At 67.6% G+C, this 24,450-nt stretch carries 21 protein-coding genes; 6 read left to right on the forward strand and 15 right to left on the reverse strand.

The features are described 5' to 3' along the window. Positions 1-3: 3 nt before the first annotated feature. The 10 genes from HLH27_RS07855 to HLH27_RS07900 all read right to left on the reverse strand — a co-directional run bounded on the left by HLH27_RS07855 (position 4) and on the right by HLH27_RS07900 (position 10,496). Positions 4-1,785: an AMP-binding protein gene (locus tag HLH27_RS07855; RefSeq protein ID WP_182949351.1), complete on the reverse strand. Its 1,782-nt coding sequence runs from the start codon at positions 1,783-1,785 to the stop codon at positions 4-6. 15 nt (positions 1,786-1,800) lie between these two features. Then, a complete protein-coding gene (locus HLH27_RS07860; RefSeq protein ID WP_182949353.1) occupies positions 1,801-3,048 on the reverse strand; it encodes an MSMEG_0569 family flavin-dependent oxidoreductase in 1,248 nt (415 codons plus the stop codon). Positions 3,049-3,080: 32 nt separating this feature from the next. Then, positions 3,081-3,365, reverse strand: a complete 285-nt coding sequence (locus tag HLH27_RS07865) for an MSMEG_0570 family nitrogen starvation response protein (protein WP_182949355.1) — start codon at positions 3,363-3,365, stop codon at positions 3,081-3,083. Then, a complete protein-coding gene (locus HLH27_RS07870) occupies positions 3,358-4,527 on the reverse strand; it encodes an MSMEG_0565 family glycosyltransferase (RefSeq protein ID WP_182949357.1) in 1,170 nt (389 codons plus the stop codon). The genes HLH27_RS07865 and HLH27_RS07870 overlap by 8 nt, the downstream gene beginning before the upstream one ends. Then, positions 4,524-5,495 carry a sll0787 family AIR synthase-like protein gene (locus tag HLH27_RS07875; protein ID WP_182949359.1) on the reverse strand — a complete coding sequence of 324 codons (972 nt, stop codon included), beginning with the start codon at positions 5,493-5,495 and terminating at the stop codon, positions 4,524-4,526. Before HLH27_RS07875 ends, HLH27_RS07870 begins: the two co-directional genes overlap by 4 nt. Further along, positions 5,495-6,046 (reverse strand): MSMEG_0567/Sll0786 family nitrogen starvation N-acetyltransferase, encoded by a 552-nt coding sequence (locus tag HLH27_RS07880; RefSeq protein ID WP_182949361.1) that lies wholly within the window; start codon positions 6,044-6,046, stop codon positions 5,495-5,497. The genes HLH27_RS07875 and HLH27_RS07880 overlap by 1 nt, the downstream gene beginning before the upstream one ends. A gap of 9 nt (positions 6,047-6,055) precedes the next feature. After that, positions 6,056-7,165 carry an MSMEG_0568 family radical SAM protein gene (locus HLH27_RS07885; protein WP_182949362.1) on the reverse strand — a complete coding sequence of 370 codons (1,110 nt, stop codon included), beginning with the start codon at positions 7,163-7,165 and terminating at the stop codon, positions 6,056-6,058. After that, entirely contained in the window at positions 7,162-8,130 is a 969-nt protein-coding gene (locus HLH27_RS07890; RefSeq protein WP_182949364.1) for a Nit6803 family nitrilase, read from the reverse strand. The genes HLH27_RS07885 and HLH27_RS07890 overlap by 4 nt, the downstream gene beginning before the upstream one ends. Positions 8,131-8,157: 27 nt before the next feature. After that, a complete protein-coding gene (locus tag HLH27_RS07895) occupies positions 8,158-8,640 on the reverse strand; it encodes an MSMEG_0572/Sll0783 family nitrogen starvation response protein (protein ID WP_182949366.1) in 483 nt (160 codons plus the stop codon). Positions 8,641-9,092: 452 nt separating this feature from the next. Next, positions 9,093-10,496: an aminotransferase-like domain-containing protein gene (locus HLH27_RS07900; protein WP_182949368.1), complete on the reverse strand. Its 1,404-nt coding sequence runs from the start codon at positions 10,494-10,496 to the stop codon at positions 9,093-9,095. Positions 10,497-10,667: 171 nt separating this feature from the next. Here HLH27_RS07900 and mtnK point away from each other — a divergent pair, with 171 nt between their 5' ends. From mtnK to HLH27_RS07915, 3 genes are all read left to right on the forward strand, one after another. Continuing rightward, positions 10,668-11,918, forward strand: coding sequence for an S-methyl-5-thioribose kinase (gene mtnK, locus HLH27_RS07905; RefSeq protein ID WP_182949369.1), 1,251 nt, complete (start codon positions 10,668-10,670; stop codon positions 11,916-11,918). Continuing rightward, the gene (locus HLH27_RS07910) at positions 11,915-12,511 is read left to right on the forward strand and encodes a hypothetical protein (RefSeq protein WP_182949371.1); all 597 of its coding nucleotides are present in this window, start codon (positions 11,915-11,917) and stop codon (positions 12,509-12,511) included. Before mtnK ends, HLH27_RS07910 begins: the two co-directional genes overlap by 4 nt. A 101-nt stretch (positions 12,512-12,612) precedes the next feature. Next, entirely contained in the window at positions 12,613-14,235 is a 1,623-nt protein-coding gene (locus tag HLH27_RS07915; RefSeq protein ID WP_182949373.1) for an ABC-F family ATP-binding cassette domain-containing protein, read from the forward strand. 85 nt (positions 14,236-14,320) lie between these two features. Here HLH27_RS07915 and HLH27_RS07920 read toward each other — a convergent pair whose 3' ends face one another. After that, entirely contained in the window at positions 14,321-15,697 is a 1,377-nt protein-coding gene (locus HLH27_RS07920) for a tetratricopeptide repeat protein (protein ID WP_246375641.1), read from the reverse strand. 228 nt (positions 15,698-15,925) lie between these two features. Here HLH27_RS07920 and HLH27_RS07925 point away from each other — a divergent pair, with 228 nt between their 5' ends. Beyond that, positions 15,926-16,813 carry a peptidylprolyl isomerase gene (locus HLH27_RS07925; protein WP_182949375.1) on the forward strand — a complete coding sequence of 296 codons (888 nt, stop codon included), beginning with the start codon at positions 15,926-15,928 and terminating at the stop codon, positions 16,811-16,813. Positions 16,814-17,132: 319 nt separating this feature from the next. Here HLH27_RS07925 and HLH27_RS07930 read toward each other — a convergent pair whose 3' ends face one another. The 3 genes from HLH27_RS07930 to gluQRS all read right to left on the reverse strand — a co-directional run bounded on the left by HLH27_RS07930 (position 17,133) and on the right by gluQRS (position 20,609). Beyond that, positions 17,133-18,362, reverse strand: coding sequence for a pyridoxal phosphate-dependent aminotransferase (locus tag HLH27_RS07930; protein ID WP_182949377.1), 1,230 nt, complete (start codon positions 18,360-18,362; stop codon positions 17,133-17,135). 11 nt (positions 18,363-18,373) lie between these two features. Further along, a complete protein-coding gene (locus HLH27_RS07935; RefSeq protein WP_182949379.1) occupies positions 18,374-19,576 on the reverse strand; it encodes a pyridoxal phosphate-dependent aminotransferase in 1,203 nt (400 codons plus the stop codon). Positions 19,577-19,685: 109 nt separating this feature from the next. Beyond that, positions 19,686-20,609 carry a tRNA glutamyl-Q(34) synthetase GluQRS gene (gene gluQRS / locus HLH27_RS07940; protein WP_182949381.1) on the reverse strand — a complete coding sequence of 308 codons (924 nt, stop codon included), beginning with the start codon at positions 20,607-20,609 and terminating at the stop codon, positions 19,686-19,688. Between the two features lie 177 nt (positions 20,610-20,786). Here gluQRS and HLH27_RS07945 point away from each other — a divergent pair, with 177 nt between their 5' ends. Beyond that, positions 20,787-21,356, forward strand: coding sequence for an HNH endonuclease (locus HLH27_RS07945; RefSeq protein WP_182949383.1), 570 nt, complete (start codon positions 20,787-20,789; stop codon positions 21,354-21,356). Positions 21,357-21,535: 179 nt separating this feature from the next. Here HLH27_RS07945 and HLH27_RS07950 read toward each other — a convergent pair whose 3' ends face one another. Further along, positions 21,536-23,365, reverse strand: coding sequence for a HAMP domain-containing methyl-accepting chemotaxis protein (locus HLH27_RS07950; protein WP_220790340.1), 1,830 nt, complete (start codon positions 23,363-23,365; stop codon positions 21,536-21,538). Positions 23,366-23,630: 265 nt separating this feature from the next. On the opposite strand from HLH27_RS07950, the gene HLH27_RS07955 reads away from it, so the two are divergent. Continuing rightward, on the forward strand, positions 23,631-24,398 hold the full coding sequence (locus HLH27_RS07955; protein ID WP_182949387.1) for a glucose 1-dehydrogenase: 768 nt from the start codon (positions 23,631-23,633) through the stop codon (positions 24,396-24,398). Positions 24,399-24,450: the final 52 nt, after the last annotated feature.

The following is a 24,450-nucleotide window of genomic DNA, read 5'->3' on the forward strand; positions in this document are numbered from 1 at the left end:
GCGTCAGGCCGTCGCCAGCGTCCGGCGCATGATCTTGCCCGATACCGTCGTCGGAAGCTGTTTCACGAACAGCACGTCCTTCAGGCCCACCCACCGGCCCAGCCCGCGCCCGACCCGCTCGACGATCTCGCCCGCGCATTCCGCCCGCACCGGCCACGCGGCCGGCACGACGTAGGCCACCGGCCGCTGCCCCCGCAGCCCGTCGGAGACGGACACGACGGCACAGGCATGGACATCCCCATGCCCGGCAACGATCTTCTCGATCTGCACGCCCGACACCCGGCGCCCCGCCACCTTGATGACGTCGTCGGATCGCCCGAGCATATGCACCGACCCGTCATCGGCGATCAGCCCCTCGTCGAAAGTGCGATACCAGGCGCCGTCGCCCGTCAGATACGCGCTCGGGGGCCGCAGCGCGCCCTCCTTCCAGATTCCGGCCAGGCAGCCCGGCGGCAGCGGCAGCGCGAGCAGGATCTCGCCGCTGCCGCCCCCTTCCGCCGGCGGACGCACCATGGGCGAAAAGCCGGGAGCCGGCCGGCCGATATCGTTCGGCATCCCCGCAGGCCCGGCCTCGGGCAACCCGAAGAAGTGCGCGGTGATGCTCCAGCCGGTCTCGGTCTGCCACCAATGGTTCACCACCGGACGATGGAAATGGCGCCGCGCCCAGTCGAGCAAGGTCGGGTCGGCATATTCCCCGGCCACGAAAACCCGCTTCAGCGCCGGCAGGTCGCAGCCGGCCGCATCCGCGCCCCCCTGGCGCATCACCCGCAGCTGCGTCGGCGTGGTGAACAGGCATGTCACGTCATGCGCGGCACACAGCCGCCCGACCACCTGCGCGGACGGGCACCCTTCCACGATCACGCTGGTCCCCCCACCCAGCAGGGGCGCATAGACACCATAGGAATGCCCCACCACCCAGCCGAGATCCGAGGTGGTGAAGAAACAATCGCCCGGCCCGCAATCGTAGATCAGTTCCATGGACAGGCTCAGCGCCACCGCATGGCCGCCATTGTCGCGGACAATGCCCTTAGGCGCGCCCGTCGTCCCGGACGTATGGAGGATATAGAGCGGGTCCTCGGCCCGCACCGGCACCGGCGCCACCGGGGGCGACTGTTCCAGCGCATGGAAATCATGAAAATCCTGTGCCCGGCCGGGCGCGGCCGGCATCGGGCAGGCCGCGCGCTGCACGATGACGCAGCCCTCCGGCACATGCGCGGCCGCGGCCAGCGCCCCCTCCAGCGTCTCCCGCATGGGCACCGCCGTGCGCCCCTGGAAGCGGCAACTGGCCACGACCAGTATCTTCGGCGTCACGTCGTCGATCCGCCGCGCCAGTTCCGCTGCCGCATAGCCGGCGAAGACCACGACATGCACCGCCCCGATCCGCGCGCAGGCCAGCATGGCAATCGCGGTTTCCACCATGCAGGGCGCCGCGATCAGCACCCGGTCCCCCTTGCCGACCCCAAGCGCGCGCAGCCCGCCGGCAAACCCCGCCACCCGGCGCTGGAGCGCGGCATAGGACAGGCGCGTCGTCTCCTGCGTGGCGCAGGAATGCCAGACCAGGGCCGGCTGTTCGCCGCGCCCGGCCGCGACATGCCGGTCCACCGCGTTATGGCAGCTATTCAGCGTGCCGCCGGCAAACCAGTCATGCCACCCGTCCGCCCGCGCCCGGCATGCGGCCACGGGCGCCTGCTCCCAGGCGATGCGCCGCGCCGCCGCCAGCCAGAACTCCTCGGGGTCGGTCGCGACCGCCTGACGCATGGCGTCGTATGTCTTCCACGGCAGCATGGCGCCTCCCCCCGTTCAGGCGACCGGGATCTCTTTCCCGGTGATCTGCCCGGCAATCCAGGCCGCGTCGCGCGAAACGCCGGAAAACCGGCCCGACCCCCAGGTGTGCAGCCACGGCAGGCCCAGGAAATAGAAGCCCGGCGCCCCGGTCACGCCCCGATCCCATACCGGCTTTGTGGCCCCGTTGAAGACCGGCACGTCGATCCAGCGATAATCGGGCCGGAAGCCGATGCACCACAGGATGGAAGTAATCCCCGCCGCCTTCAGGTCCAGCGGCGCGTTCGCGCCATCCGGTTCCCAGACCGGCACATACGGCGCCTCGACGGGCGCCGCGATCCCCGCCCGGGCGATATGGGCGTCGATCGAGGCCTTGATGTCTTCATTGGTCCTGTCGGCATCGTCCAGATTCTCCTTCAGGTCGGGCAGGAACAGCGCCACCTCGTCGCGGATGGTCTCCAGCGTGCCGTGCAGGCCCACCCCTTCCTTCGCGAACTGCCGCAGGTCGAGATCGTGCCCGCCATTGCGGCCGGTGACATAATGGTTGGTCTTGTCGCGCGCCCCGTCCCGCAGCGGATGCCGGTCCACCGTCAGGTCGTAGAAGTGCATGTCCGCCAGCCAGTCCACCACATCCCGCCCGCGATAGAAGCGCGAGACACGCGGCGCGGTGCCGACGCACAGATGCACCTTGCGGCCCTCCAGATGCAGGTCCTCGGCGATCTGCGCCCCCGACTGCCCGCTGCCCACCACCAGCACCGCCCCTTCGGGAAGCTGCGCCGCATTGCGGTAATCCTGCGAATGGATCTGGACAATCGCGGGATCGATCGCACCGGCATAACCGGGGATCACGGCATCATGATACGCGCCGGAGGCAATGACGACATGCCGCGCATGCCAGACTTCGTCATTGGCAACCACGCGATAGCCGCCATCCTCATGCCGCGTGACGGACGTGACCCGTGTATGCTCGCGCAGCGGCGGCGCGAAGGAATCCCGAAAGGACCTTACGTAGTCGATGATCTCGTTCTTCACCATGAACCCGTGCGGATCGTCCCCCGCATAGGCATGCCCCGGCAACCGGCACTGCCAGTTCGGGGTGACGAGGCAGAAATTGTCCCACCTTTCATCATCCCAGGAATGGCAGGCCGTTTCCGCCTCCAGCACCACATGCGCGACGCCCTCGCGGCAGAGATACCAGCTCAGGGAAAGCCCTGCCTGCCCGCCGCCGACGATGACGACGGGAATGGTTTTTTCGTTCTGTGACATCAGCATATTCCGCAATGGGATTTAACGGGATTTCAGTGGAACGAGACGACACGCACCCGCGCGGCCCCGTCGGCGGCAAAGCGCCCGCAGGTCTCGCGAATGGCCTGCAACTGGCCCAGCGCCCGGCGGCACGGAAAACCGTACCGGGCCTGAACCCGCACGCTGGCCTCCGTGAGCGCCGCCTCCGCGCGGGCCAGAAACGCCGTGACCGGATAATCGGTGCCGGGCACCAGATGATCGCGAACGACCAGCGACGGCGAATAACAGTCGCTCTCCGCCCCGTCGGGCCAGCGGACACGAAAGATCATTTCAGGCATTCTTCGCATACTCCTGAAGCCCGCCGGCACGGGGCAACGCCGCCAGCCGCCGGTAGGCAGGGATGTGCCGCGCGGCGACGCCGTGCCAGCAGAAGCGGCGCGCGACCGCGGGCCCGACGACCCCGAAATGCGCGCGACTGGCCGGACGGAGCGCGTCATGCAGCGCATGGAGAAGGGTGTCGGGTCGATGCGGCACGCACCACAGGGCCTCGTCGCCGCGCAGATGTTCGGTAAAGGGCGCGGCCTCGGGCACGATGACCGGGGTGCCGCAGGCCAGGGCCTCGACCGGGCACAGGCCGAACCCCTCGCTGAGCGACGGATAGGCCAGCACCGCCGCCTGGCGGTAGAAGGCCGCCATGTCGGCCTCCGCGACCGGCCCCGTCACCGTCACGGCATCCGACTGCCCGCTGGCCGCCAGACGCTCGGCAAAATCCGCGCGACAGGCGGAATGGTCCAGCAGCGACGCACCCCCGGCAATCACCAGATGCACATCCGGCCGCACCGCGCGCAGGCGCACGAACGCCTCCAGCAGGCCCAGCGTGTTCTTCCGCCGCTCGACCCCGCCGACCGACAGGATCAGCTTCCGGTCCGCCGGCAGCCCATGGCGCGACCGCAGCGACCCGTCTCGCTCCCCGGCAAGGGGCGAAAACCGCGCGGGATCGACCCCATTGCCCACGACCGGCGCCGCGCGCCCCCACTCCGCCAGCAGGGTACGCTCCCACAGCGCGCTGACGGTAAACAGCGCCGTCGCCGCCCGCACCCCCCGCGCCTGACGGAACGCGAGACCGGGATCGGAAAAACTGTCGAGATGATGAACGGTCCGCGCAAACCCGGACACGTCCCCTTCCGCCACCAGATCGGCCAGCGCGTTGGCACCGATCGGGTCCTGCGCATGCAGCACGTCATACCGCGCGCCCCGCAGAGCCTCGCGAATGGCCGCGACATGACATTCGACCCGCGCGGCCAGGTCGCCCATCTCCGGCACCGGAATGCAGCGCACGGCACAGCGCGGCTGGCGAAAGAAGCCGCCCCCGCCGGTATCGGGCGCGATCAGCGTCGCCTCGTGCCCGGCATCGCACAGTGCCTCGGCCAGCGCCATGCCGTGCACCACGCCGCCGCGCGGATTGGTCGAATGGGTCAGGATGGCAATGGACAGCGTCATGGCGCACAGCCGATCAGGGGCCCCTGCCCCAGGTCCCAGAACGTCCCGCGCGCCCCGCCGAGCCGCACATCCAGCTTGCGCGACCCATCGCACGCCCCGATGACGGCGGCCGCAATCCCCCGGGTTCGGAAACGCCCAAGAATCGCCTCCGCATCCTCCGGGCGCGCGGCCAGAAGATAGCCATAGCTGGGAAACGCCCCCAGCCAGCGTTCCATCGGTGCCCCGTCGGGGCGCGGGATCGCCTCCAGGTCGATCGCGATCCCGATCCGCGAACATTCCGCCAGCATCAGGGCGGTCCCGAGAATCCCCGCCATGCTGATATCCTTGGCCGCCCGGCAGAGCCCCGCCTCCGCGATTTCCGGCAGCACCTCAAGGTCCCCCCGCAGCCGCGCGGTGTCCCCGCCCGCAACCAGCCCGGAACTGGCATCCCAGAACGGATGCGGATCGTGCCACTTCCCTCGCAGGTCGATGGCGGCCACCAGCACCTCGCCCGGCCGGGCATCGAAACTGGTCAGCAGCCGCCGCGCGCGGCCGAGAATGGCAACCGACAGCGAGCAATGCGCGCTGCCCAGATTGGTATGCCCCCCGACGACCGGAATGCCATAGGCCCGCGTCCCGTCGCGCAGCCCATGCAGGATCGGCGCGGCATTTTCGGCGCTCTCGCCCCACAGCGTATCGACGACCGCGATCGGCCGCCCGCCCATGGCGGCGATATCGCCGGCATTGACCATGACCCCGCAATAGCCGGCGAACCAGGGCATGGCGCGCACGAACCCGTCCTGAAATCCCTCGGCGGCAAAAAGAAGATACCCGTCGCCATCCGGAATCGCCGCGCAATCGTCCCCCAGCGGAATCGCCTCCGCGCCCCCGTAACCCAGCGCCGCGACGGCGCCGGCAATGTCGCGCTTGGCGGACAGCGCGCGGCTGCCGCGCAGGCGATCCAGCATTTCGGCAAGGGCGCGCGCCATCACGCGCTCCGCCGCAGCACGGGCTGGGGACGCAGCAACCAGGTCTGCGCCCGCCCATGCGCCGGATAACGGGACAGGTCGGCCTCCATCTCATGATGCGGCAACCCGTGCAGGGTGATGGTGCCCAGGCTCGTCCAGTGCAGGCGCCGGAAGAACGGCACGTTCTGTTCCTGCACCTGTGCGAGAAAACGCCGCGCCCCCAGCCCATGCGCGGTGCAGACCGCCATGCGGATCAGCTCCGCCCCGATCCGCCCCAACCGGCGATGATCCGCATGCACCGCCAGCCGCGAACCGCGCCACAGCCCCGGTTCGGCTTCGTGAATGCGCACGGCGCCGACAATCCGGTCCGGCATCCCGGCCACGCAGCAGGAGGCGATGATGGGCGTGGCATCCGCATCGATCGCATCGCGGTCGTCATCCTCGAAAACCCCCTGCTCCCGGCAGAAGATCTCGCGCCGCAGGGCATGGTGTCCGGCCCGCTCCCATTTCGAGCGCGCCAGACGCACGACATATTCCATCGGAACGAACGGCCGATCCTCGACATCATCCATGGCCGTGCCTCAATGCTCATACGCCGACAGCGACGAACAGGCGCCGCAGCGGCCGCAACCCGCGCGAATATCGGTCGATTTCATGTTCGCCGCCCGCAGCATCCCCCCCAGAGGGGCCAGAACCGATTTCATGAAATCGGACGATGGCGGCGCATGATTTTCCAGCGGCGTGCCCGAAATCGGCACGAACGGCACCACGAACGGATAAACTCCCAGCGCAATCAGCCGCTGCGCCAGCGCCAGTATCTCCTCCGCCGTATCGCCCAGCCCGGCGAGCAGATAGGTATTCACCTGCCCCCGCCCGAACACCGGAACCGCATGGGCAAACGCGTCCAGATAGCGATCGACGCTGACCGTCGCCTTGCCGGGCATGATCCGTTCCCGAACCACCTGCGTCGCGCCTTCCAGATGCATGCCCAGACTGTCCGCCCCGGCCTCGCGCAGCCGCCCGAACCAGGCCGGGTCGCGCGGCGGCTCGCACTGCACCTGCAACGGCAGGTCAACGGCCGCCCTGATGGCACGGGCGGAGTCCGCCAGCACGGCGGCCCCCCGGTCCACGATATTGGGCGTGCCGGTCGTCAGCACCATGTCGCGCACATGGTCCAGTTCCACCGCCGCCTTCGCGACCTCGGCCAGTTGCGCCGGCGTCTTGTAGGCAATGGTGCGGCCGGCCTCCAGCGACTGGCCGATGGCGCAGAACTGGCAGGATGTCCGCCGGTCGGCATAGCGGATGCAGGTCTGGTGCACGGTGGTCGCCAGCGTGTCGCGCCCATGCAGCAGCGCGATCTTCCAGTACGGAATCCCGTCCGCCGTCTCCAGCCCGTAAAAGCGCGGCGGCGCGGGGAAGCGGATCGCGCCCACGGCCTGCCCGTCGCGCACCAGCATGCTGGTGCCGTCGGCGGCGGGCGCGCTGGCCTGAAAGGGCGAACGCCGCGCATCGGCGGTATAGACCGGCACCATCACCGTCTGCCCGGCAATGGTGATCGCCTTGTGGTCCGAGGGCCCGGCGCCCCCCTTGCGCGCCACGCCCCCACCCTGGCCGCCGATCTGCAACCCGAACGATTGCAGGTCGGTGATCAATTGCCGTCCGGCGAGGGTGCCGATTGTCGGAACCGTCATGACAGCACCTCCACCCCACCGGCCTCCGCAACCGCGCCATACTCATGGACGGTGCGGGCCGGACGGCGGTCGATCAGCAGGCTGAGCAGTTCGGGCCGCGCATAATGGCCGACCGAATCCATCATCCGCTTGCGCTTGGTGATCAGCGCGAAATCCAGGTCGGCGATCACCATCCCCTCGCCCTCGGTCAGCGGCGTGCCGAGCAGTTTTCCTTCCGGCGAGACGATCGCGGTAAAACACCCGCCCCGCAGCGGGCCTTCCAGTGCCGGATCGCCGGCAATCTGTCCGATCTGCTCATCGGTCAGCCAGCCGGTGGCATTGACGACGAAACACCCCGATTCCAGCGCATGATGCCGGATCGTGACCTCCATCTGCTCGGCAAAGATCGGCCCGACCAGCGAACCGGGAAACTGCGCGCAGTGGATTTCCTCATACTGCGTCATCAGCGCGTAGCGGGCCAGCGGGTTGTAATGCTCCCAGCAGGCCAGCGCCCCGATCCGCCCGGCCGCACTGTCCACCACCTTCAGCCCGGCAGCGTCGCCCTGCCCCCAGACCATCCGCTCGTGATAGGTGGGCGTGATCTTGCGGCGCTTCAGCAGGATCTCGCCCGTGGCATCGAAGACGATCTGCGTATTGTAGAGCGTGCCGTGATCGCGCTCGTTCACCCCCAACACGACCACCGTCCCGGTCTCGCGCGCGGCCTCGGCCACCATGCCGGTCACCGGACCGGGAACGACGACCGCGCGTTCGTACAGCGCCAGATGCTCGCCCCCGAAGCGAAAGGCGGGCTGGATGAACGAGAAATACGGATAATAAGGCAGGAGCGTTTCGGGAAAGACCGCCAGCTTCACGCCCTGTTCCGCGGCGTCGCGAATGCTCTGGCAGACTTTCCGCGCGGTTCCCGATCCGTCATCGCCCAGGACGGGCGAAATCTGGATGGCCGCGGCGCGAACGATGCGTGACATGCCGGTGGTCCTTCCCGCAATCGATGCTCAGAGCGTCCAGGTATCCAGGATGAAGGCGTTGTCCCGCCGGTGCAGCAACACCAGGTCCAGCACGTCCTGCGGATTGATGGGCGTAATCCCCGGTATCAGCGACGGCTCGCCATGCCCGTACAGCGCCTGCAGCGCGAACCGGCAGGCATAGACCTTGCCGCCTTCCTCGATGATTTTCGCAATCTGTCTGTTGCAGTTCATATGCCCCGGAAAGGCTTCGTCCCCCAGCCGCGGAAAGCCGCGCTGGATCCCCAGCGTCACGCCCGGCCCATAAAGCAGCACGGAGGTTTCAAACCCCTTCCGGATCAGCCGTGTCGCCTGCAACAGGTTCACGAACCCGATCGAGCCTTCGAACGCAACGGTATGGAACGTCACCAGCGCCTTCTCGCCCGGCTCGGCTTTGACATCCTCGAAAACCTTGTTTTCGTAATCGACGAAGATATCGCCATCCTTGTGGGGCGCGTGTTCGACTTTCGGCATGATGGATCTCCCGTATGGATCGGTCGCCGGCGGCACAAGGCAGGCCGCCCTGACGGGAGATGTCGTGACACGGGATCAGGCAAGCGCCAAATCTTGTATGCAGCGCTATATCAATACAATGAAGACAATAACCCCGACGCGCTGCATGGCGCCGGATTCAAAACCATACAATAGGTCCATAGACCAGGTACAATAAGCACCCCACCCCACAACCCACTGTTATACCACGCCTTATAAATCACGAATTCGTGAACAAACCGCGCATTTATATCTCCCCGAATAGCCGCGAAGAGCCTGACCGGAAATGTGGGCTGGTGAGCGAGAGTGCCGCGCAGCGGCACGGCCGGCGTGTGTCCGCGAGCACCGGAGCGGAGCGGCTTTGATGGCCGTGAGCACCGGAGCACAGCGGACACGCGTCGGATCGCCACCAGCGCGCATTTACGGTCAGGCTCTCAGACGATGTCGGTGAAGCCGGGCGACCGCTTATGCTGAAGCACCGAGACGACACCGCGCAGCGAGTCCTCCAGGCTCGCTGCATCCGGCGCGCTGCCCAGCGCGACGCGGGCCCGCTGCGGCGGCTCGCCGCTGATCGTAAAGACCGTACTGGGCACCAGCGCCAGGCCCCGCCGGCGCGCATAGGCCACGAAATCCGTACTGCCCCACCAGTCCGGCAGTTTCAGCCACACATGCGGCCCATCGGGATTCATGCAGTGCCCGTCACCCAGAATCCGGCGGGCGATGGATTGCCGCAGCCGCAGCTCGTTGCGGATCGCATGCAGGATCTGGTCCGCCTCCCCCGTCTGCATCCAGCGCGCGGTCAGCGCACTCAGCAGCCCGGCATTGGTCAGCGCGATCGCGCGGATCGCGGCGGTCACGCGGCGCGTCATGTCCGTGCCCGGCAGTGCGACATACGCCGTGCGCAGGCCGGGGCTGAGCGTCTTGGCCAGGGTCGCGACATAGAAGACGCGCCCATGGTCCAGCGCCGCCAGCGCGGGCGGCGGATTGTCCATCAGCAGGCTGTACGGATCGTCCTCCACCACATGCAGATGATGCGACTGGGCCACCGCCAGAATATCGCGCCGCCGTTGCAGCGACATGGTCGCCGTCGTCGGGTTGTGAATGGTGGGAATGCAGTAGAGCACACGCGGATGATGCTGCGCGCACACCCGGTCCAGATGCTCCGGCATCATCCCCTCCGCATCGCTGTCCACCCCCGCCAGGATCAGCCCGAACTGCGCGGCGATGGTGCGGATGCCCGGATAGGCGATCCGGTCCGTCACGATCACGTCGCCAGGCTGGGTCAGCGTAGTGACGATGGCCGCCAGCGCGCTCTGCGCACCGGGCGCCACCAGCACCTCGTCCACCCGGCGCGGCCCGACCATGGGCGCGATCCATTTCGTCCCAAGCTGGCGCTCCTCCATCGTGCCGCCCGTCACGCGGTACGACATCAGGCTGTTCAGGTCCTGCTGCTTCAGCAGGGCGGCGATATCGGCCTGGATCATCTTCTGAAGCGGCGGGTCCTGCGGCACCGGCGGCAGGTTCATGGTCAGGTCGATCACCGCCGGCCCGGTATGCCGCCAGTGGCTCTCGCCCGCGCCGACGCGGATAAACGTCCCCCGCCCCACCGTGGCATCGATCAGCCCCCGCCGCCGGGCCTCGGTAAAGGCGCGGGTCACGGTGGTCAGGTTGGTGCCCAGATACTCCGCGATCGTCCGTTGCGGCGGCAGCCGGTCCCCTTCCCGCAGGTCTCCCTTACGGATCGACAGCGCCAGCGCATCGACCAGCGTCAGATAGATCGCCCCCGCATTGCGCTCGACCTGCTCTTTCCAGTGCGCGAGATAGGGCCGGTTCGACATCGGGCGGGGACTTTCACAGGACACAGGTTGCAGCCGCACACCTCCATACAATACCCGCCCTTCCGCCGCGACATTGTATGCGTCGCCCCGCGACAAGACCCCCCGCGCCGTTCCGCGCCCGGCATGCTATGCTCCCGCCAGACCCGACGCCCCGGCCACGAGACCCAGAGCATGACCCGCCCCACATCCCCCACCGCCTACCGCACGCTGGACCCGGCCGGCATCCGCGCCTTTCTCGCCGCCCAACCCGCCCTCGCGGCGCGCCTGGGCGGCCGGCCGGACGAATGGCGGGTGCGCGAGGTCAGCGACGGCAACCTGAACAATGTGTTCCTGATCCACGGTCCGGCCGGCGGCGTGTGCTTCAAACAGTCCCTGCCCCATGTCCGGGTCGATCCCGACTGGAAGATGCCGCTGGACCGCACGGCGTTCGAAGCCGCGTATCTGCGCGCCGTCCGCCCCCATGTCGGCGCCCTGACGACCGAATTGCTGCATTTCGACCCCGATCTGTTCGCATTGGTGATCGAATGCCTGGACGCGCATGTGGTGCTGCGCCAGGGCCTGATGCAGGGCGGCGACTGGCCCGAGGCCGCCGCCGCCATCGGCCGTTTCGTGGCCCGTGCGACCTTTCGCACCTCGCCGCTGGCCCTGAAATTCGAGGACGCATCGACCCTTCTGGCCCCCTTCGCCCGCAACCACACGCTCACCCGCATCACCGTCGACCTGGTGCTGACCGACCCGTACCACGCCCACCCGCGCAATCACTGGCTCAGCCCCGAACTCGACACCACGGTGGCCGCATTCCGCGCCGACCCGAACGTGCGCCGGCGCGTAGGGCAGATGCAGGCCCGTTTCCTGACCTGCCAGCAGGCCCTGCTGCATGGCGACCTGCACACCGGCTCGGTGATGGTCGCGGCGCACGATACCCGCGTGATCGACGGCGAATTCGCCCTCCCCGGCCCGATCGGCTTCGATTGCGGCCTGTTCGTCGGCAACCTGCTGATGCACCTGTTCGCCACCCCCACGCCCCAGGGCCGCACCCGGGCGCTGCGCGACATCGGCCAGTTCTGGACCCATTTCCGGCAGGATTTCACCACCCAGTGGACCGATGCGGTGGCGCGCGACCAGGCCGGCGACGCCTACGCCGCCCCCCTGTTCCGCGACGATCCCGCCTCGCTGCATCAGGTGCAGGCCCGGTTCCTCGACGAGGTCGAAACCGACACCATCGCCTTCGCCGCGCTGGAGATCATCCGCCGCATCACCGGCTACGCCCATATCGCCGATTTCGACGTCATCACCGACCGCGCGGCCCGCGCCGCCCGCCAGCAGGCCGCCCTCCATCTGGCCCGCGACCTGCTGGCGGAACCCGCGCGCATCCCCACGATCGCGGCCCTGCTCGCGCTCGCCGCCGACCGCGCCGGATGACAACCGGCCTGTCCACGACCATCCGCCGCGCCGCACGCATCGTCACGACACCCGGCCCCGAACATAGTCTCTTCGGGGACGCACCACCCGCCGGGCAGCAGAAGACGAAGAGGACGATATTCTATTCCCTCGCCGTCAGGATGGCGGTCATCGATTTTCTGCTCAGCCTGCCCCTCATCCTCGCGCTGGCACCGGCGGACGACGTGGACAGCGCCAATTTCACCCCAGCCGGCATCGCCAGATTGGTCTTCAATGCCATCATCGCGGCGCCGCTGATGGAAACATCCCTCTTCCATTTCGCGTACAAAGCCATCTTCTCCCTGCTTCGAAACCGCACGGAGCGAACGAAACTCTTCTCCTACATCGCGTTTTCGGATGTCATCTTCTTCATCCTGCATCTTCCCAAAAAGACAGACGGCATCTTCATCCACCATTCCGTCGTCTCGGCCCTCGTCATCGGCACGGTATCCGGCAGCATCTTCTGCCTCACCTACGCACGGTCCGCCCATACCGACCGCGTCCGCCCCTACCTCACCACCTCCCTCTGCCACGCGCTGTATAACGGGCTAATGATGGCCGTCATGTTCCTGTAGAAGGCCGCCTCAAAAGCCCCGCCGGCGGTTTACGGCACGCAAGGGCTGCGCGATAAGGGCGCTCCCGTCCCGCCCCCTCCCCTTTCGGCATCTGAGGCCCCATGATCCGTCTCGACACCATCAGCAAGCATAACGGCCAGCGCGTCATCTTCATCGAGGCGTCGGCCGCGCTCCAGAAGGGCGAGAAGATCGGGCTGGTCGGGCCGAACGGCGCGGGCAAGACCACCCTGTTCCGGCTGATCACCGGCCAGGAAGAGCCCGACGAAGGCCAGGTCCTGACCGATCGCGGGATCACGGTCGGCTTCTTCAACCAGGATGTGGGCGAAATGGCGGGCCGCAGCGCGGTGGCCGAGGTCATGAACGGGGCCGGCCCGGTGGCCGAGATCGGGGCGGAACTGGCCGAGCTGGAAACCGCGATGGCCGACCCGGAGCGGTTCGACGAGCTGGACGCCATCCTCGAACGGTTCGGCGAGGTCCAGGCCCGGTTCGAGGAACTGGGCGGCTACGCGCTGGACGGCCGCGCGCGCGAGGTCCTGCACGGGCTGGGCTTCAGCCAGGAGATGATGGACGGCGATGTCGGCCGCCTGTCCGGCGGGTGGAAGATGCGCGTGGCGCTGGCCCGCATCCTGCTGATGAAGCCCGACGTCATGCTGCTCGACGAACCCAGCAACCATCTCGACCTGGAAAGCCTGATCTGGCTGGAACAGTTCCTGGCCGGCTATGACGGCGCCCTGCTGATGACCTCGCACGACCGCGCCTTCATGAACCGCATCATCAACAAGGTGATCGAGATCGACGGCGGCGTGCTGACCAGCTTCTCGGGCGATTACGAGTTCTACGAACAGCAACGCGCGATGAACGAAAAGCAGCAGCAGGCGCAGTTCGACCGCCAGCAGGCGATGCTGGCCAAGGAAGTCGCCTTCATCGAACGCTTCAAGGCCCGCGCCTCCCACGCCGCACAGGTGCAGAGCCGGGTGAAGAAGCTGGACAAGATCGACCGTGTCGAGCCGCCGAAGCGCCGCCAGGCCCTCTCCTTCACCTTCCCGCAGGCCCAGCGCTCGGGCGATGCGGTCGTCAACCTGCGCGGCGTGGACAAGACATATGGCAGCCGCGTCATCTACCAGGGCCTGGACCTGCTGATCCGCCGGCAGGAACGCTGCTGCGTGCTGGGCGTCAACGGCGCCGGCAAGTCGACCCTGCTGAAACTGGTCACGGGCACCACCGCGCCCGATGCCGGCACGGTTACGCTCGGCGGCAGCGTCAAGATGGGCTATTTCGCCCAGCACGCCATGGACCTGCTGGACGGCGACCGGACGGTGTTCGAAACCCTCAACGACGCCTTCCCCCTGGCCGCGCAGGGGTCGTTGCGCGCACTGGCCGGCGGCTTCGGCTTTTCCGGCGACGATGTCGACAAACTCTGCCGCGTGCTCTCCGGCGGCGAAAAGGCGCGGCTGGTGATGGCACTGATGCTGTACGACCCGCCGAACTTCCTGGTGCTCGACGAACCGACCAACCATCTCGACATCGCGACCAAGGAAATGCTGATCGCCGCCCTAGCCGATTACGACGGCACGATGCTGTTCGTCTCGCACGACCGGCATTTCCTCGCCGCCCTCTCCAACCGCGTGCTGGAACTGACGCCGGACGGGCTTCACCGCTACGATGGCGGATATACCGAATATGTGGCCCGCACCGGCCGCGAGGCGCCGGGGCTGCACGCCTGAGGGGGCAGGCAAGGGCTTTGCCCTTGTCCCACCAAAGGGCGATCCCCTCTGTTGGTTATCAAATCGTCTGGAATGCCGGCGCCGGTCAGTGGGCGGCCAGTTTCTGGAGATCGGCGCACACTCTGCGGATCGGGTCGCTCCAGTCGAAGGGCGTCGCCTGCCGGTAGATACGCAGCGTGTCGTACCACGGCGAATCCGCGCGGCGGGAAAGCCAGCGCCAGCACTGGTCGAAACGCGAAAGCATCAGGGTCGGCTTTCCCAGCCCCGCCGCCAGATGGGCCGTGGACGTATCCACGGCCACGATCACATCCAGCGCGCTGACCAGCGCCGCCGTATCGTCGAAATCCCGCAGCAGCGCGGTATGGTCGATCACCCGCATCCCGCCGGGCGGCGTCCGCGCCTGCTCCGCCCGTTCGCCGATCTGCAAACTGTAGACCAGCGCATCGGGCACCGCCTCCGCAAGCGGCGCAAAGCTTGCCAGATCGGTCGAGCGGCGCTGGTCGGCCAGCGCGACCCCGGGCACGTCCCGATGCGGAGCCCCCGCCCATACCAGCCCGATCCGCAGCGGCGTGCGACCCTGCCCCGCCACCGGGGGCGCATCGAGGGCAATCCTCTCCCGCCAGGTCGCCACCTTGCCGGCATCGGCGCGCAGATACCCCGCCGCATGGGGCAGCGTCTCCAGCGTGGCCCCTACCGCATAGGCCAGGCTCATGGCCGGACATTGCAGATCGTGCGCGGGAACGGGCTCGTCTTCCGAAACGAAGAGCGTGTCGGGGAAAGACCGCCGCAGCAACGCCAGCAGGTCCCGCTTCACCCGCACGATCGTCCGGCCGCAACGCCGCTGCACCTCAGGCACGAAACGGACGAATTGCAGCATGTCGCCAAACCCGCCATCTCCATGGATCAGCACGGTACGGCCGGGCACCGCCTTCCCCGTCCATTGCGGCTGGGCCATGAGCGCATTCCGGCTCTCGGGCGGCACCCAGCGCCACTCATATTCCCTGAACCCGTTCAGGTAATCCCCGCCCGACAGCAGGGACACCGCATTGTTCATCCGGGTCTGCACATTGTCCGGATCGAGCCTGACGGCAGCCTGATGGAATTTCTGCGCAAGAGCGTTTTCGCCACAATAATCCAGCGCAAGGCCGAGATTGCTCAGGGCCCGCGCATCGGTGGGCGAAATCCGAAGACAGTTCCGGTAGGCAGCAATCGCATCGTTGTAGCGCTGAAGCTTCAGGAAGCAGTTCCCAAGATTGCACCACCCGTCGGCAAAGGACGGATCGATCGTGACGGCACGCTGTAGCGGCGCCCGCGCCTCCTCGAATTTGCCGAGGCTGCACAGCAGACCGCCGTAATTGCTCAGCACCGGCGCGTCGTCCGGCGCCTCCCGAAGTGCCTCGCGATAGGCGTGCGCGGCCTCGTGCAGATGTCCGGACAGATGAAGAGCCAGAGCCTGTTCCAAAAATCGATTCCCACGCCACTACGATCGGGACCGCCCCGGCCGCCCCGGCATTCTTCGCCCCGGGATCGGCCGAAACCGACGCGGCCAAACTACGCAGCCATCGGAACCAGGTCCATAAGCAGCCCTGAATGGCTGCCCCGCCTCCCCCTTTCGCGTCAACCGCGCCCTGTCGCGCGGTCGCGGTTTTCCATCTTGTCGTCACCCTTTCGTAACGGGCATGATCGCCCGATGCGCCGCATCCTCCCGATCCTCGCCCTGCTGCTGCCAACTGCCGCAACCGCGGCATCCGCTGCCGGCCCCAATGCCACCCCGTCCGAAATCGTGGCCCATGCGCCCGACACCGCGTGGGCCGACGTGCCGGTCGACCGGCTGCTGGTCATGACGCTGGCCAACGGCGCCCGGATCACGATCGAACTCGCCCCCCAGTTCGCGCCGGTCCACACCGACAATATCGCGGCCCTGGCGCGCGCGCATTGGTGGGATGGCGGGGCGATCATCCGCGTGCAGGAGAATTACGTCGTGCAATGGGCCCCGCGCGACGAAAAGGCCAGGCCGCCCGCCGGCTTCGTCGCCCACCCGCCGGCGGAATACGACCGCCCGCGTCACGATATCGCCATTCGCCCGCTCGGCTTTCCCGATCCCTATGCCCCCTCCGCCGGCTTCGCCGCCGGATGGCCGGTGGCGGCGGACGAAGACCGCGTGTGGCTGCCCCATTGCTACGGCATGGTCGGCGTCGGCCGCGACATGCCGCCCGACACCGGCGATGGGCAGGAGCTGTACGCCGTCAACAGCGAGGCCCCCCGCCAGCTCGACCGCAATCTCGCCGTCGTGGGCCGGGTCCTGACCGGCATGGATACGTTCGGCGCCCTGCCACGCGGCACGGCGGCACTCGGCTTTTACGCCAGCAAGGCGCAGAACGTCGCAATCCGCAGCGTCTCGCTCGCCGCCGACCTGCCCCCCGCCCGGCAGCCGCACCTCCAGGTCATGCGCACCGACGGCCCGACATTCACCGCCTACCTGAACGCCCGCGCCAACCGCACGGACCCGTTCTTCATCCGCCCCGCCCACGGCGTCGCCCTGTGCAACGTACCCGTGCCAGTCCGCGAAAAACCGTAAGAGGCGGTCTGCAAAGTCATCCTGCCGGCGATCCGACGCGCATTTTCTGTGCTTCGGTGCTCACGGCCCTCAAGGCCGCTCCGCTCCGATGCTCGAAAATACACGCCGGCCGTGCCGCTGCGCGGCACTCTCGCTCGGCAGGCCGACTTTTCAGACCGCCTCCCGGACCGTCTTCGTTCTTTTTTTGGAAAAAGAACCAAAAAACTTCTGATTTGTTCAGGAACCTTGTGCTGGGAACACGCAACGCTCCTGAACGGATAAACGTCTTTTTGCTTCTTTTTCGTAAGACAAAAGAAGACTTCCCTTCAAGCAGCAGGCGCTACCGCAGCCCACCCACAAAATCGGCGATCCGCGCACAGGCCTCGCCCAGCACGTCGTCGCTGGTGGCACAGGACAGGCGCAGATACGGTCCCAGCCCGAAGGCGCTGCCATGGACGCAGGCCACATGCTGCTCGTCCAGCAGCGCGCGGGCGAAATCCTCGTCGGTCCGGATCGCCTGCCCGCCCCGGCTGGTCCGCCCCAGGCAACCGGCAATGCCCGGATAGGCGTAGAACGCGCCTTCCGGCATGGCGCAGGTCACGCCGGGGATGGCGCGCAGGGCATCGACCACCATCGTGCGGCGCCGCGCATAGGTATCGCGCATTTCAGCGATCAGCGAGGCCGGCCCGTCCAGCGCGGCGGCGGCGGCGGCCTGCGCGATGGAACAAATGCCCGAGGTCGCATTGCCCTGAATCCGCGTCATCATGCGGATCAGCCGCTCCGGGCCGCCCGCATAACCCACGCGCCAGCCGGTCATGGCATAGGATTTCGACACCCCGTTCACGGTCAGGATGCGCGACGCCAGATCGGGCGCCACGGCGGCGAGGGAATGATGCCGCGCCCCGTCGAAAACCAGATGTTCGTAGATCTCGTCGGACAGAATCCACGCCTGCGGGTAACGGCGCAGCACTTCGGCCACGGCTTCCAGATCCGCCAGCCCCATCACGGCGCCGGTCGGGTTGCTGGGGAAGTTCAGCACCACCCAGCGGGTGCGCGCCGACATCGCGGCTTCCAGCGCCGGCGCGGTCAGGCGAAACCCGTCTTCCTCCCGGCAGGCGGCGGCCACCGGCACGCCGCCGAACAGCCGCGCCGCCAGCGGGTAGCTGACCCAGTAGGGTGCGGGGATCACCACCTCGTCCCCGGCATCGATCGTCGCCATGAAGGCGTTGAAGATCACCTGCTTGCCGCCGTTGGAGACCATGATCTCCGATAGCGCATAGTCCAGCCCGTTCTCGCGCGCGAACTTGCGCGCGATCGCGGTCTTCAGCGCCGGGGTGCCGTCGACGGGCGGATATTTCGTCTGCCCGTCCAGCGCCGCCCGATGCGCGGCCTCGATCACCGCGCGCGGGGTGGCGAAATCCGGCTCCCCGAGCGCAAGCGACAGTACCTGGTGCCCCTCGGCCCGCAGCGCCCGTGCCCGCACCGCCATGGCGATGGTGGCAGGCGATTCCAGCCGCCCGGTGCGGGTGGCGAAGCCGGGCTCCACCGCCCCGGCGGCAGACGTTGTCATCGGGCCGTCCCTCAGCGCAGGCCGGCGCAGAAGCGCTGGATGCGGATGCAGGCCTCGCGCAGGCTCTCGGTGTCCGTGGCGTAGGAAATGCGGAAATGGCCGGGGAACATGAAGGCCGCGCCATGCACCGCCGCCACGCCCTCTTCCTCCAGCAGCGCGGTGACGAAATCCTCGTCATTGCCGATCATCCGCCCCCCGGCACTCACCTTGCCCAGGCACCCCTCGACCGAGGGGAAGACATAGAACGCGCCCTCCGGCCGATGGCAGCTCAGCCCGCGGGCCTGGTTCAGCATCCCCACCACCAGGTCGCGCCGCTCCTGATAGGCCTCCACCATCTCGCCTATGAAATCCTGCGGGCCCGACAGGGCCTCCAGCGCCGCCGCCTGGCTGATCGAGCAGGTGCCGGAGGTCGACTGGCTCTGCAACTTGTTCATCGCCTTGGTCAGCACGGCGGGCGCGCCCGAAAAGCCGATGCGCCAGCCGGTCATGGCATAGGCCTTGGACACGCCGTTCATGGTCACGGTGCGGTCGCGCAGCCTGGGCTCCACCTGCACGATGGTCGCGGGCCGGAACCCGTCATAGACCAGCTTGTCGTAGATATCGTCGGTGAAGATCCACACATCCGGATGGCGCAGCAGCACGTCGCAGATCGGCCGCAGGTCCTCGGCCGAATAGGCGGCACCGGTCGGGTTGCAGGGCGAATTGAGGAAGAACCACTTGGTCCGGGGCGTGATCGCGGCCTCCAGGTCCTCGGCGCGCAGCTTGAACCCGGTCTCCGCCGGGCACGGCACGATCACCGGCACGCCGTCGGCCAGGGCCACGATGTCGGGATAGGACACCCAGCACGGCGCGAGGATGATCGCCTCGTCCCCCGGGTTCAGGGTCGCGACCATCGCGTTGTAGATCACCTGCTTGCCGCCGGTGGAGACGATGATCTCGTCGGCCGTGTAATCCAGCCCGGAATCGATGCGAAACCGCTCGGCCACGGCACGGCGCAGCGGCAGCGTGCCGGCCACGTCGGTATATTTGGTCTGGCCTTCCGCAATCGCGCGGATCGCGGCGTCCTTGATGTTCTGCGGGGTGTCGAAATCGGGCTCGCCGGCCGACAGGCTGATAATATCCTGTCCAGCCGCCTTCAAGGCACGGGCCTTGGTCGAAATGGCGATGGTCTGGCTGGGGCTGACCTTGTTCAGACGGGCGGCGATAAGATCCATGACACCAAGTCCACAGTAACGGGGAAGCGCGCCGGCGCCACGCTCGGGCCGACGCGGGCGCACACCGTAATGCGAAGCGCGGGCCGAGGAAACCGCCGATCGGCACAGATCAGGCCGGCAGGGCCGCTTTTCCCGCCGCCGCGTCGCGCACGGCCTGCGGGCTGCATCCGGCCGCGCGCAGCGCGCGCAGGGTCTGCGCCCGGTCGCGCTTGGCCAGCCGGCGGCCCTCGGCATCCAGCAGCAGCGGGTGATGCACATAATCCGGCGCGGGCCAGCCCATCAGCACCTGCAACAGCCGGTGCACCGCCGTCGCGGGGCGCAGATCCTCGCCCCGCGTCACCAGGCTCACCCCCTGCAACGCATCGTCATGCGTCACGCAGAGATGATACGAGGCCGGGCAGTCCTTGCGCGCCAGCACCACGTCGCCAAACGGCGCGACCGGCGCCGACAGCCTCCGCCGCCCGCCCCCGGCCGCCCATTCGTGCCAGTGCATCACCTCGCCGCCGGCCGCGCGCGTCGCGCGCGCCATGTCCAGCCGCAGCACATGCGGCACGCCCTGCGCCAGGCGCTCGGCCCGCTCCGCCGCCGACAGGGCGCGGCAGGCGCCGCCATAGGCCAGCGTGCCGTCGGGGGCCTGATGCGGCGCATGCGCGGCCTCGGCCGCCTCGCGCCGGATATCGGCCCGGGTACAGAAACACGGATACAGCAGCCCCCGCCCCGCCAGCACCTCCAGCACGGCGCGGTAATCCGCCATATGGTCCGACTGCCGGCGCACCGGCCCATCCGGCACGATGCCCAGCCACGCCAGGTCCTCGACGATCCCCGCCTCGAATTCCGGCCGGCATCGGCCCGGATCGATATCCTCGATCCGCAGCAGGAAGCGCCCGCCCGACTCGCGGGCCGCGTTCCACGCCGCAAGGGCGGCCGCCGCATGCCCCAGATGCAGAAAACCGGTCGGACTGGGCGCGAAGCGCGTCACCCAGCCATGGCCCTCATGCGGCTTTCCGCCCTGAAAACAGCAGGATGCCGTCATGATTCCGCGCCCTCTCCCTCGCCGCCCCGCCGCCGGACCGGGGCAAATGCCCCGGCCTCCCTTGCGGAAACGCCGAATATTTGCGATATAGATTGAAGGTTCTCAACGGCGCATATCATTCGGCGTTCGGATTTTGAGTAACAACGCCCGGTGATGGTGTGGCGGCATCGCGAAAGGATGCGCCCCTTGCTTGCTGGCAGTCCACATTATCCGGCCTTGGTCCTGAACGCCGATTTCAGGCCGCTTTCGTATTTCCCGCTCTCGCTCTGGTCGTGGCAGGATGCCATCAAGGCCGTGTTCCTCGACCGGGTCTCGGTCCTCAGCGAATATGACGAGGAAGTCCGCTCTCCCAGCCGGTCGCTGCGACTACCCAGCGTCATCGCGCTGAAGGATTACATCCAGACGGCGCGCCGACCGGCCTTCACCCGCTTCAACGTCTTCCTGCGCGACAATTTTTCCTGCCAATACTGCCTGGACCGCCTGCCGACCCACGACCTGACGTTCGATCACGTCATTCCGCGCTGCAAGGGTGGCCGCACCACGTGGGAAAATGTCGTCACCGCCTGTAGCCCCTGCAATCTGATGAAGGGCTCGCGGATGCCGCATGAACTCCACATGTATCCGCGCCGCACCCCCGCCCAGCCCTCAACCTGGGAATTGCAGGAAAACGGGCGCTCCTTCCCGCCGAACTACCTGCATGAAAGCTGGCGGGATTATCTGTACTGGGACAGCGAACTGGATACCTGACCCGTCGCGCCCGGCACCCCCAGGCTGTTTCAAAAACCCCGATAGCAGGCGGAAACATGGCGCGCGCCATGTGCCTGGCCATGGTTTTCGAGCATCGGAGCGGAGCGCCATCAGGCGCAGGAAACCCCGCCGCCAAGCCACCGCCAGCGGGGCTTTTGCAGCCGCCTTTCAGCCAGCTTTCAGCCGGACAGCAGCGCCGGCGCCATTTCAGGCTTGCGGGCCGCGACATCCTTCCGGGGCGCAGCCGCCCTCGGCAGGCGGAATTTCTCCACCAGGCCGTTGAGCCGCCGCCCCTCGGTGGCCAGCCGCCGCGAAGTTCCGTTGAACGTCTCGGCAACATGGGTGTTCTGCTGCGTCGTCTGGTCCAGCGAACCGATGGCGGCATTGATCTCCGACAGGCTGGACGATTGCTCCTTCGCCGCCACGGCGATGGCATCCAGATGCTGCCCCATCTGGCCGATGAAGTCCGAGATCGTCCGCAGCGTCCCGCTGCAATCCTTGACCCGGGTCGATCCCTCCTTCACGTCGGCGGCGGTCGCGCGGATCACGCTTCGCACATCCCGGGCCGCGTCGGCGCATTTCTGCGCCAGCGAGCGCACTTCGCTGGCCACCACGGTAAAGCCCCTTCCCGCATCCCCGGCCCTGGCGGCCTCGACGCTGGCATTCAGCGCCAGGATATTGGTCTGGAAGGCAATGCTGTCGATCATGTCCACGATCGCGGCGATCTTTTCCGATCCCCGCTCGATCCGGCTCATCGCCTCTTCCGTCTGGAGCGTGATCGTGCTCGACGCCGCCGCCGACTGGCGCGCCCGCGCCCCGATCTGGCGGGCATTCTCCGACCGTTCCGCCGTATCCGCCACGGTCCTGACGATCCCCGACACCGCCGCGTTCGTCTGTTCCAGCGCGGCGGCCTGGTGCTCGGTCCGGCGCGCCAGGTTCTCGGCCCCGGCCGCCAGTTCGTGGGTCCCGTCGCTGATCACGCGCACCGCGCCCGACATCTGGCCGAACGCCGCGCCAAGCTGGGCCAGCGACTGGTTGAAGTCCCGCCGCAGCGATTCGAATGCCGCCGAGAACGGGGTGGTGATCTGGAACGACAGGTCCCCGCCCGCCATCCGCTTCAGCCCGTCCGCCAGCGCGCTGGTGGCCTGGAGCAGCCATTCCCGCGCCTCGGCCTCGGCCCGTTCCTGAATGGCGATCCGCTCGGCCTCCGCGCGCCGGCGCTGGCTCTCGGCATCCCGCTCCAGTTCCTGCTTCGCGATGGCCGCCACCCGAAAGATTTCCAGCGAGCGCGAAATCGCCCCGATCTCGTCGGTCCTGCCCGCCATCGGAAATGTCAGGTCCGTCTCGCCGGCCGCCAGCCGGGTGATGGAGCCATTGATCCGCTGGAGCGGCCGCAGGATCGTGTACAGAACGACCAGAACCGCCGCCAGCATCACCACGAACAGCACGGCATACGCCGCATAGACCTGGCGGATCGTGGTCTTGTACACGGCCTCCGACTGCACGCCGTACAGCGCCGCATCCCTGATGCTGCCATCGAGGAACGAGGTCAGCGTTTCCGAAACCGTCTCCTCCGCATCGACCAGGTCCTGGCCCGCGGTCGCCACAGCCTGCGCGTGGTCCTGGGCTGCCGACCAGTTCTTGAAGGTATCGTCGTGCAGGTCCTTGTACTGGAACCACTGTTCCTGGATATTATGGAACAGCGCCTGCTCGCGGTCGGTGGTGATGAACGGCACATACTGGTCGATCGCATGGGCGATCTTGTCCGACGCCGCATCGCTGGCACCCGCCAGGGCCTTGAAATCACCCTGCGACGACGCGGTAAGCTGCTTGATCTCGATGCCCCGGAAATTCTGGATCTCGGTGCGCAGGGTCGACAGCGCCCTGATGCTCGCCAGCGAGCGGTTGGCAATGTCCTCGACCCGTCCATTGACGTAGGTCAGCCCCCGTATCGAAAACAATCCCGAGAAAATACAGGACAGGGCAATCAGGAACAGAACGATACTCAACGACCCTTTGATGCCAGGCGATCGCACATTCCATCCTTTCGCACGCCGCCCACGGCCGGAATGGCCGGGCCAGACGGGCGCAACCTACAATCGATCGGCCGGCCGGATTGTGAAGTTTATATTTACTTTGCAGTCCCACCCGCCGCCGGCGCGTTCCCTGCGGACGCCCCTTCCCGCCCCCCCTCCCGGCCCTTGACCCAGATCATGGAATCCCGGGCGGCGTGCTCATCATAGTGCACGCCGTTTCTGACCAAGGAGCTTCGTCATGGCACGTGTTTCCGGCAAAGTCGCGATCGTCACCGGGGCCTCCCTCGGCATCGGCAAGGCCACCGCCCTGATGCTGGCCCGCGAAGGCGCGAAAGTCGCCGTCGCCGACCTGAAACAGGAGGAAGGGCAGGCCGTCGTCGCCGAAATCGAGGCCGCGGGCGGCGAAGCCCTGTTCATCCCCCTCGATGTCAGCCGCGAAGAGGACTGGGCCCGGGCCATCGCCGCCGTCCTGGCCCGCTTCGGGCGGCTGGACATCGCGGTCAACAATGCCGGCATCGCCTATGCCGGCACGGTCGAGAGCACCAGCCTGCACGACTGGCACCGCGTGCAGTCGATCAATCTCGACGGCGTGTTCCTGGGCACGAAGGCCGCCATCGCGGCGATGAAGGGCCATGGCGGCTCGATCGTCAACCTGTCCTCGATCGAGGGGCTGATCGGCGACCCCACCCTGGCCGCCTACAATGCCAGCAAGGGCGGCGTGCGCCTGTTCACCAAGTCGGCGGCATTGCACTGCGCCCAGTCCGGCTACCGGATCCGCGTCAATTCCGTCCATCCCGGCTATATCTGGACCCCGATGGTCCAGGGCCTGACGGGCGAGACGCCGGACCAGCTCGCCGCCCGCAAACGGCTCGAGGCCCTGCACCCGCTGGGCCATCTGGGCGAGGCCGACGACATCGCCTTCGGTATCCTCTACCTGGCGTCCGACGAATCGAAATTCATGACCGGCAGCGAACTGGTCATCGATGGCGGCTATACCGCTCAATAGGCACCGTTTTTACAGGATGAAGAGCTGCCGCGGGCGGCTTTTCGTCCACACA

The organism is Gluconacetobacter takamatsuzukensis, assembly GCF_014174275.1.
Classification (GTDB): domain Bacteria; phylum Pseudomonadota; class Alphaproteobacteria; order Acetobacterales; family Acetobacteraceae; genus Gluconacetobacter; species Gluconacetobacter takamatsuzukensis.

Bases quoted from the DNA above. Each gene is read 5' to 3' on its own strand.
- HLH27_RS07855 (WP_182949351.1), bottom strand. From the start codon at position 1,785: ATGCTGCCGTGGAAGACATACGACGCCATGCGTCAGGCGGTCGCGACC.
- HLH27_RS07860 (WP_182949353.1), bottom strand. From the start codon at position 3,048: ATGTCACAGAACGAAAAAACCATTCCCGTCGTCATCGTCGGCGGCGGG.
- HLH27_RS07865 (WP_182949355.1), bottom strand. From the start codon at position 3,365: ATGCCTGAAATGATCTTTCGTGTCCGCTGGCCCGACGGGGCGGAGAGC.
- HLH27_RS07870 (WP_182949357.1), bottom strand. From the start codon at position 4,527: ATGACGCTGTCCATTGCCATCCTGACCCATTCGACCAATCCGCGCGGC.
- HLH27_RS07875 (WP_182949359.1), bottom strand. From the start codon at position 5,495: ATGGCGCGCGCCCTTGCCGAAATGCTGGATCGCCTGCGCGGCAGCCGC.
- HLH27_RS07880 (WP_182949361.1), bottom strand. From the start codon at position 6,046: ATGGATGATGTCGAGGATCGGCCGTTCGTTCCGATGGAATATGTCGTG.
- HLH27_RS07885 (WP_182949362.1), bottom strand. From the start codon at position 7,165: ATGACGGTTCCGACAATCGGCACCCTCGCCGGACGGCAATTGATCACC.
- HLH27_RS07890 (WP_182949364.1), bottom strand. From the start codon at position 8,130: ATGTCACGCATCGTTCGCGCCGCGGCCATCCAGATTTCGCCCGTCCTG.
- HLH27_RS07895 (WP_182949366.1), bottom strand. From the start codon at position 8,640: ATGCCGAAAGTCGAACACGCGCCCCACAAGGATGGCGATATCTTCGTC.
- HLH27_RS07900 (WP_182949368.1), bottom strand. From the start codon at position 10,496: ATGTCGAACCGGCCCTATCTCGCGCACTGGAAAGAGCAGGTCGAGCGC.
- mtnK (WP_182949369.1), top strand. From the start codon at position 10,668: ATGACCCGCCCCACATCCCCCACCGCCTACCGCACGCTGGACCCGGCC.
- HLH27_RS07910 (WP_182949371.1), top strand. From the start codon at position 11,915: ATGACAACCGGCCTGTCCACGACCATCCGCCGCGCCGCACGCATCGTC.
- HLH27_RS07915 (WP_182949373.1), top strand. From the start codon at position 12,613: ATGATCCGTCTCGACACCATCAGCAAGCATAACGGCCAGCGCGTCATC.
- HLH27_RS07925 (WP_182949375.1), top strand. From the start codon at position 15,926: ATGCGCCGCATCCTCCCGATCCTCGCCCTGCTGCTGCCAACTGCCGCA.
- HLH27_RS07930 (WP_182949377.1), bottom strand. From the start codon at position 18,362: ATGACAACGTCTGCCGCCGGGGCGGTGGAGCCCGGCTTCGCCACCCGC.
- HLH27_RS07935 (WP_182949379.1), bottom strand. From the start codon at position 19,576: ATGGATCTTATCGCCGCCCGTCTGAACAAGGTCAGCCCCAGCCAGACC.
- gluQRS (WP_182949381.1), bottom strand. From the start codon at position 20,609: ATGACGGCATCCTGCTGTTTTCAGGGCGGAAAGCCGCATGAGGGCCAT.
- HLH27_RS07945 (WP_182949383.1), top strand. From the start codon at position 20,787: ATGCGCCCCTTGCTTGCTGGCAGTCCACATTATCCGGCCTTGGTCCTG.
- HLH27_RS07955 (WP_182949387.1), top strand. From the start codon at position 23,631: ATGGCACGTGTTTCCGGCAAAGTCGCGATCGTCACCGGGGCCTCCCTC.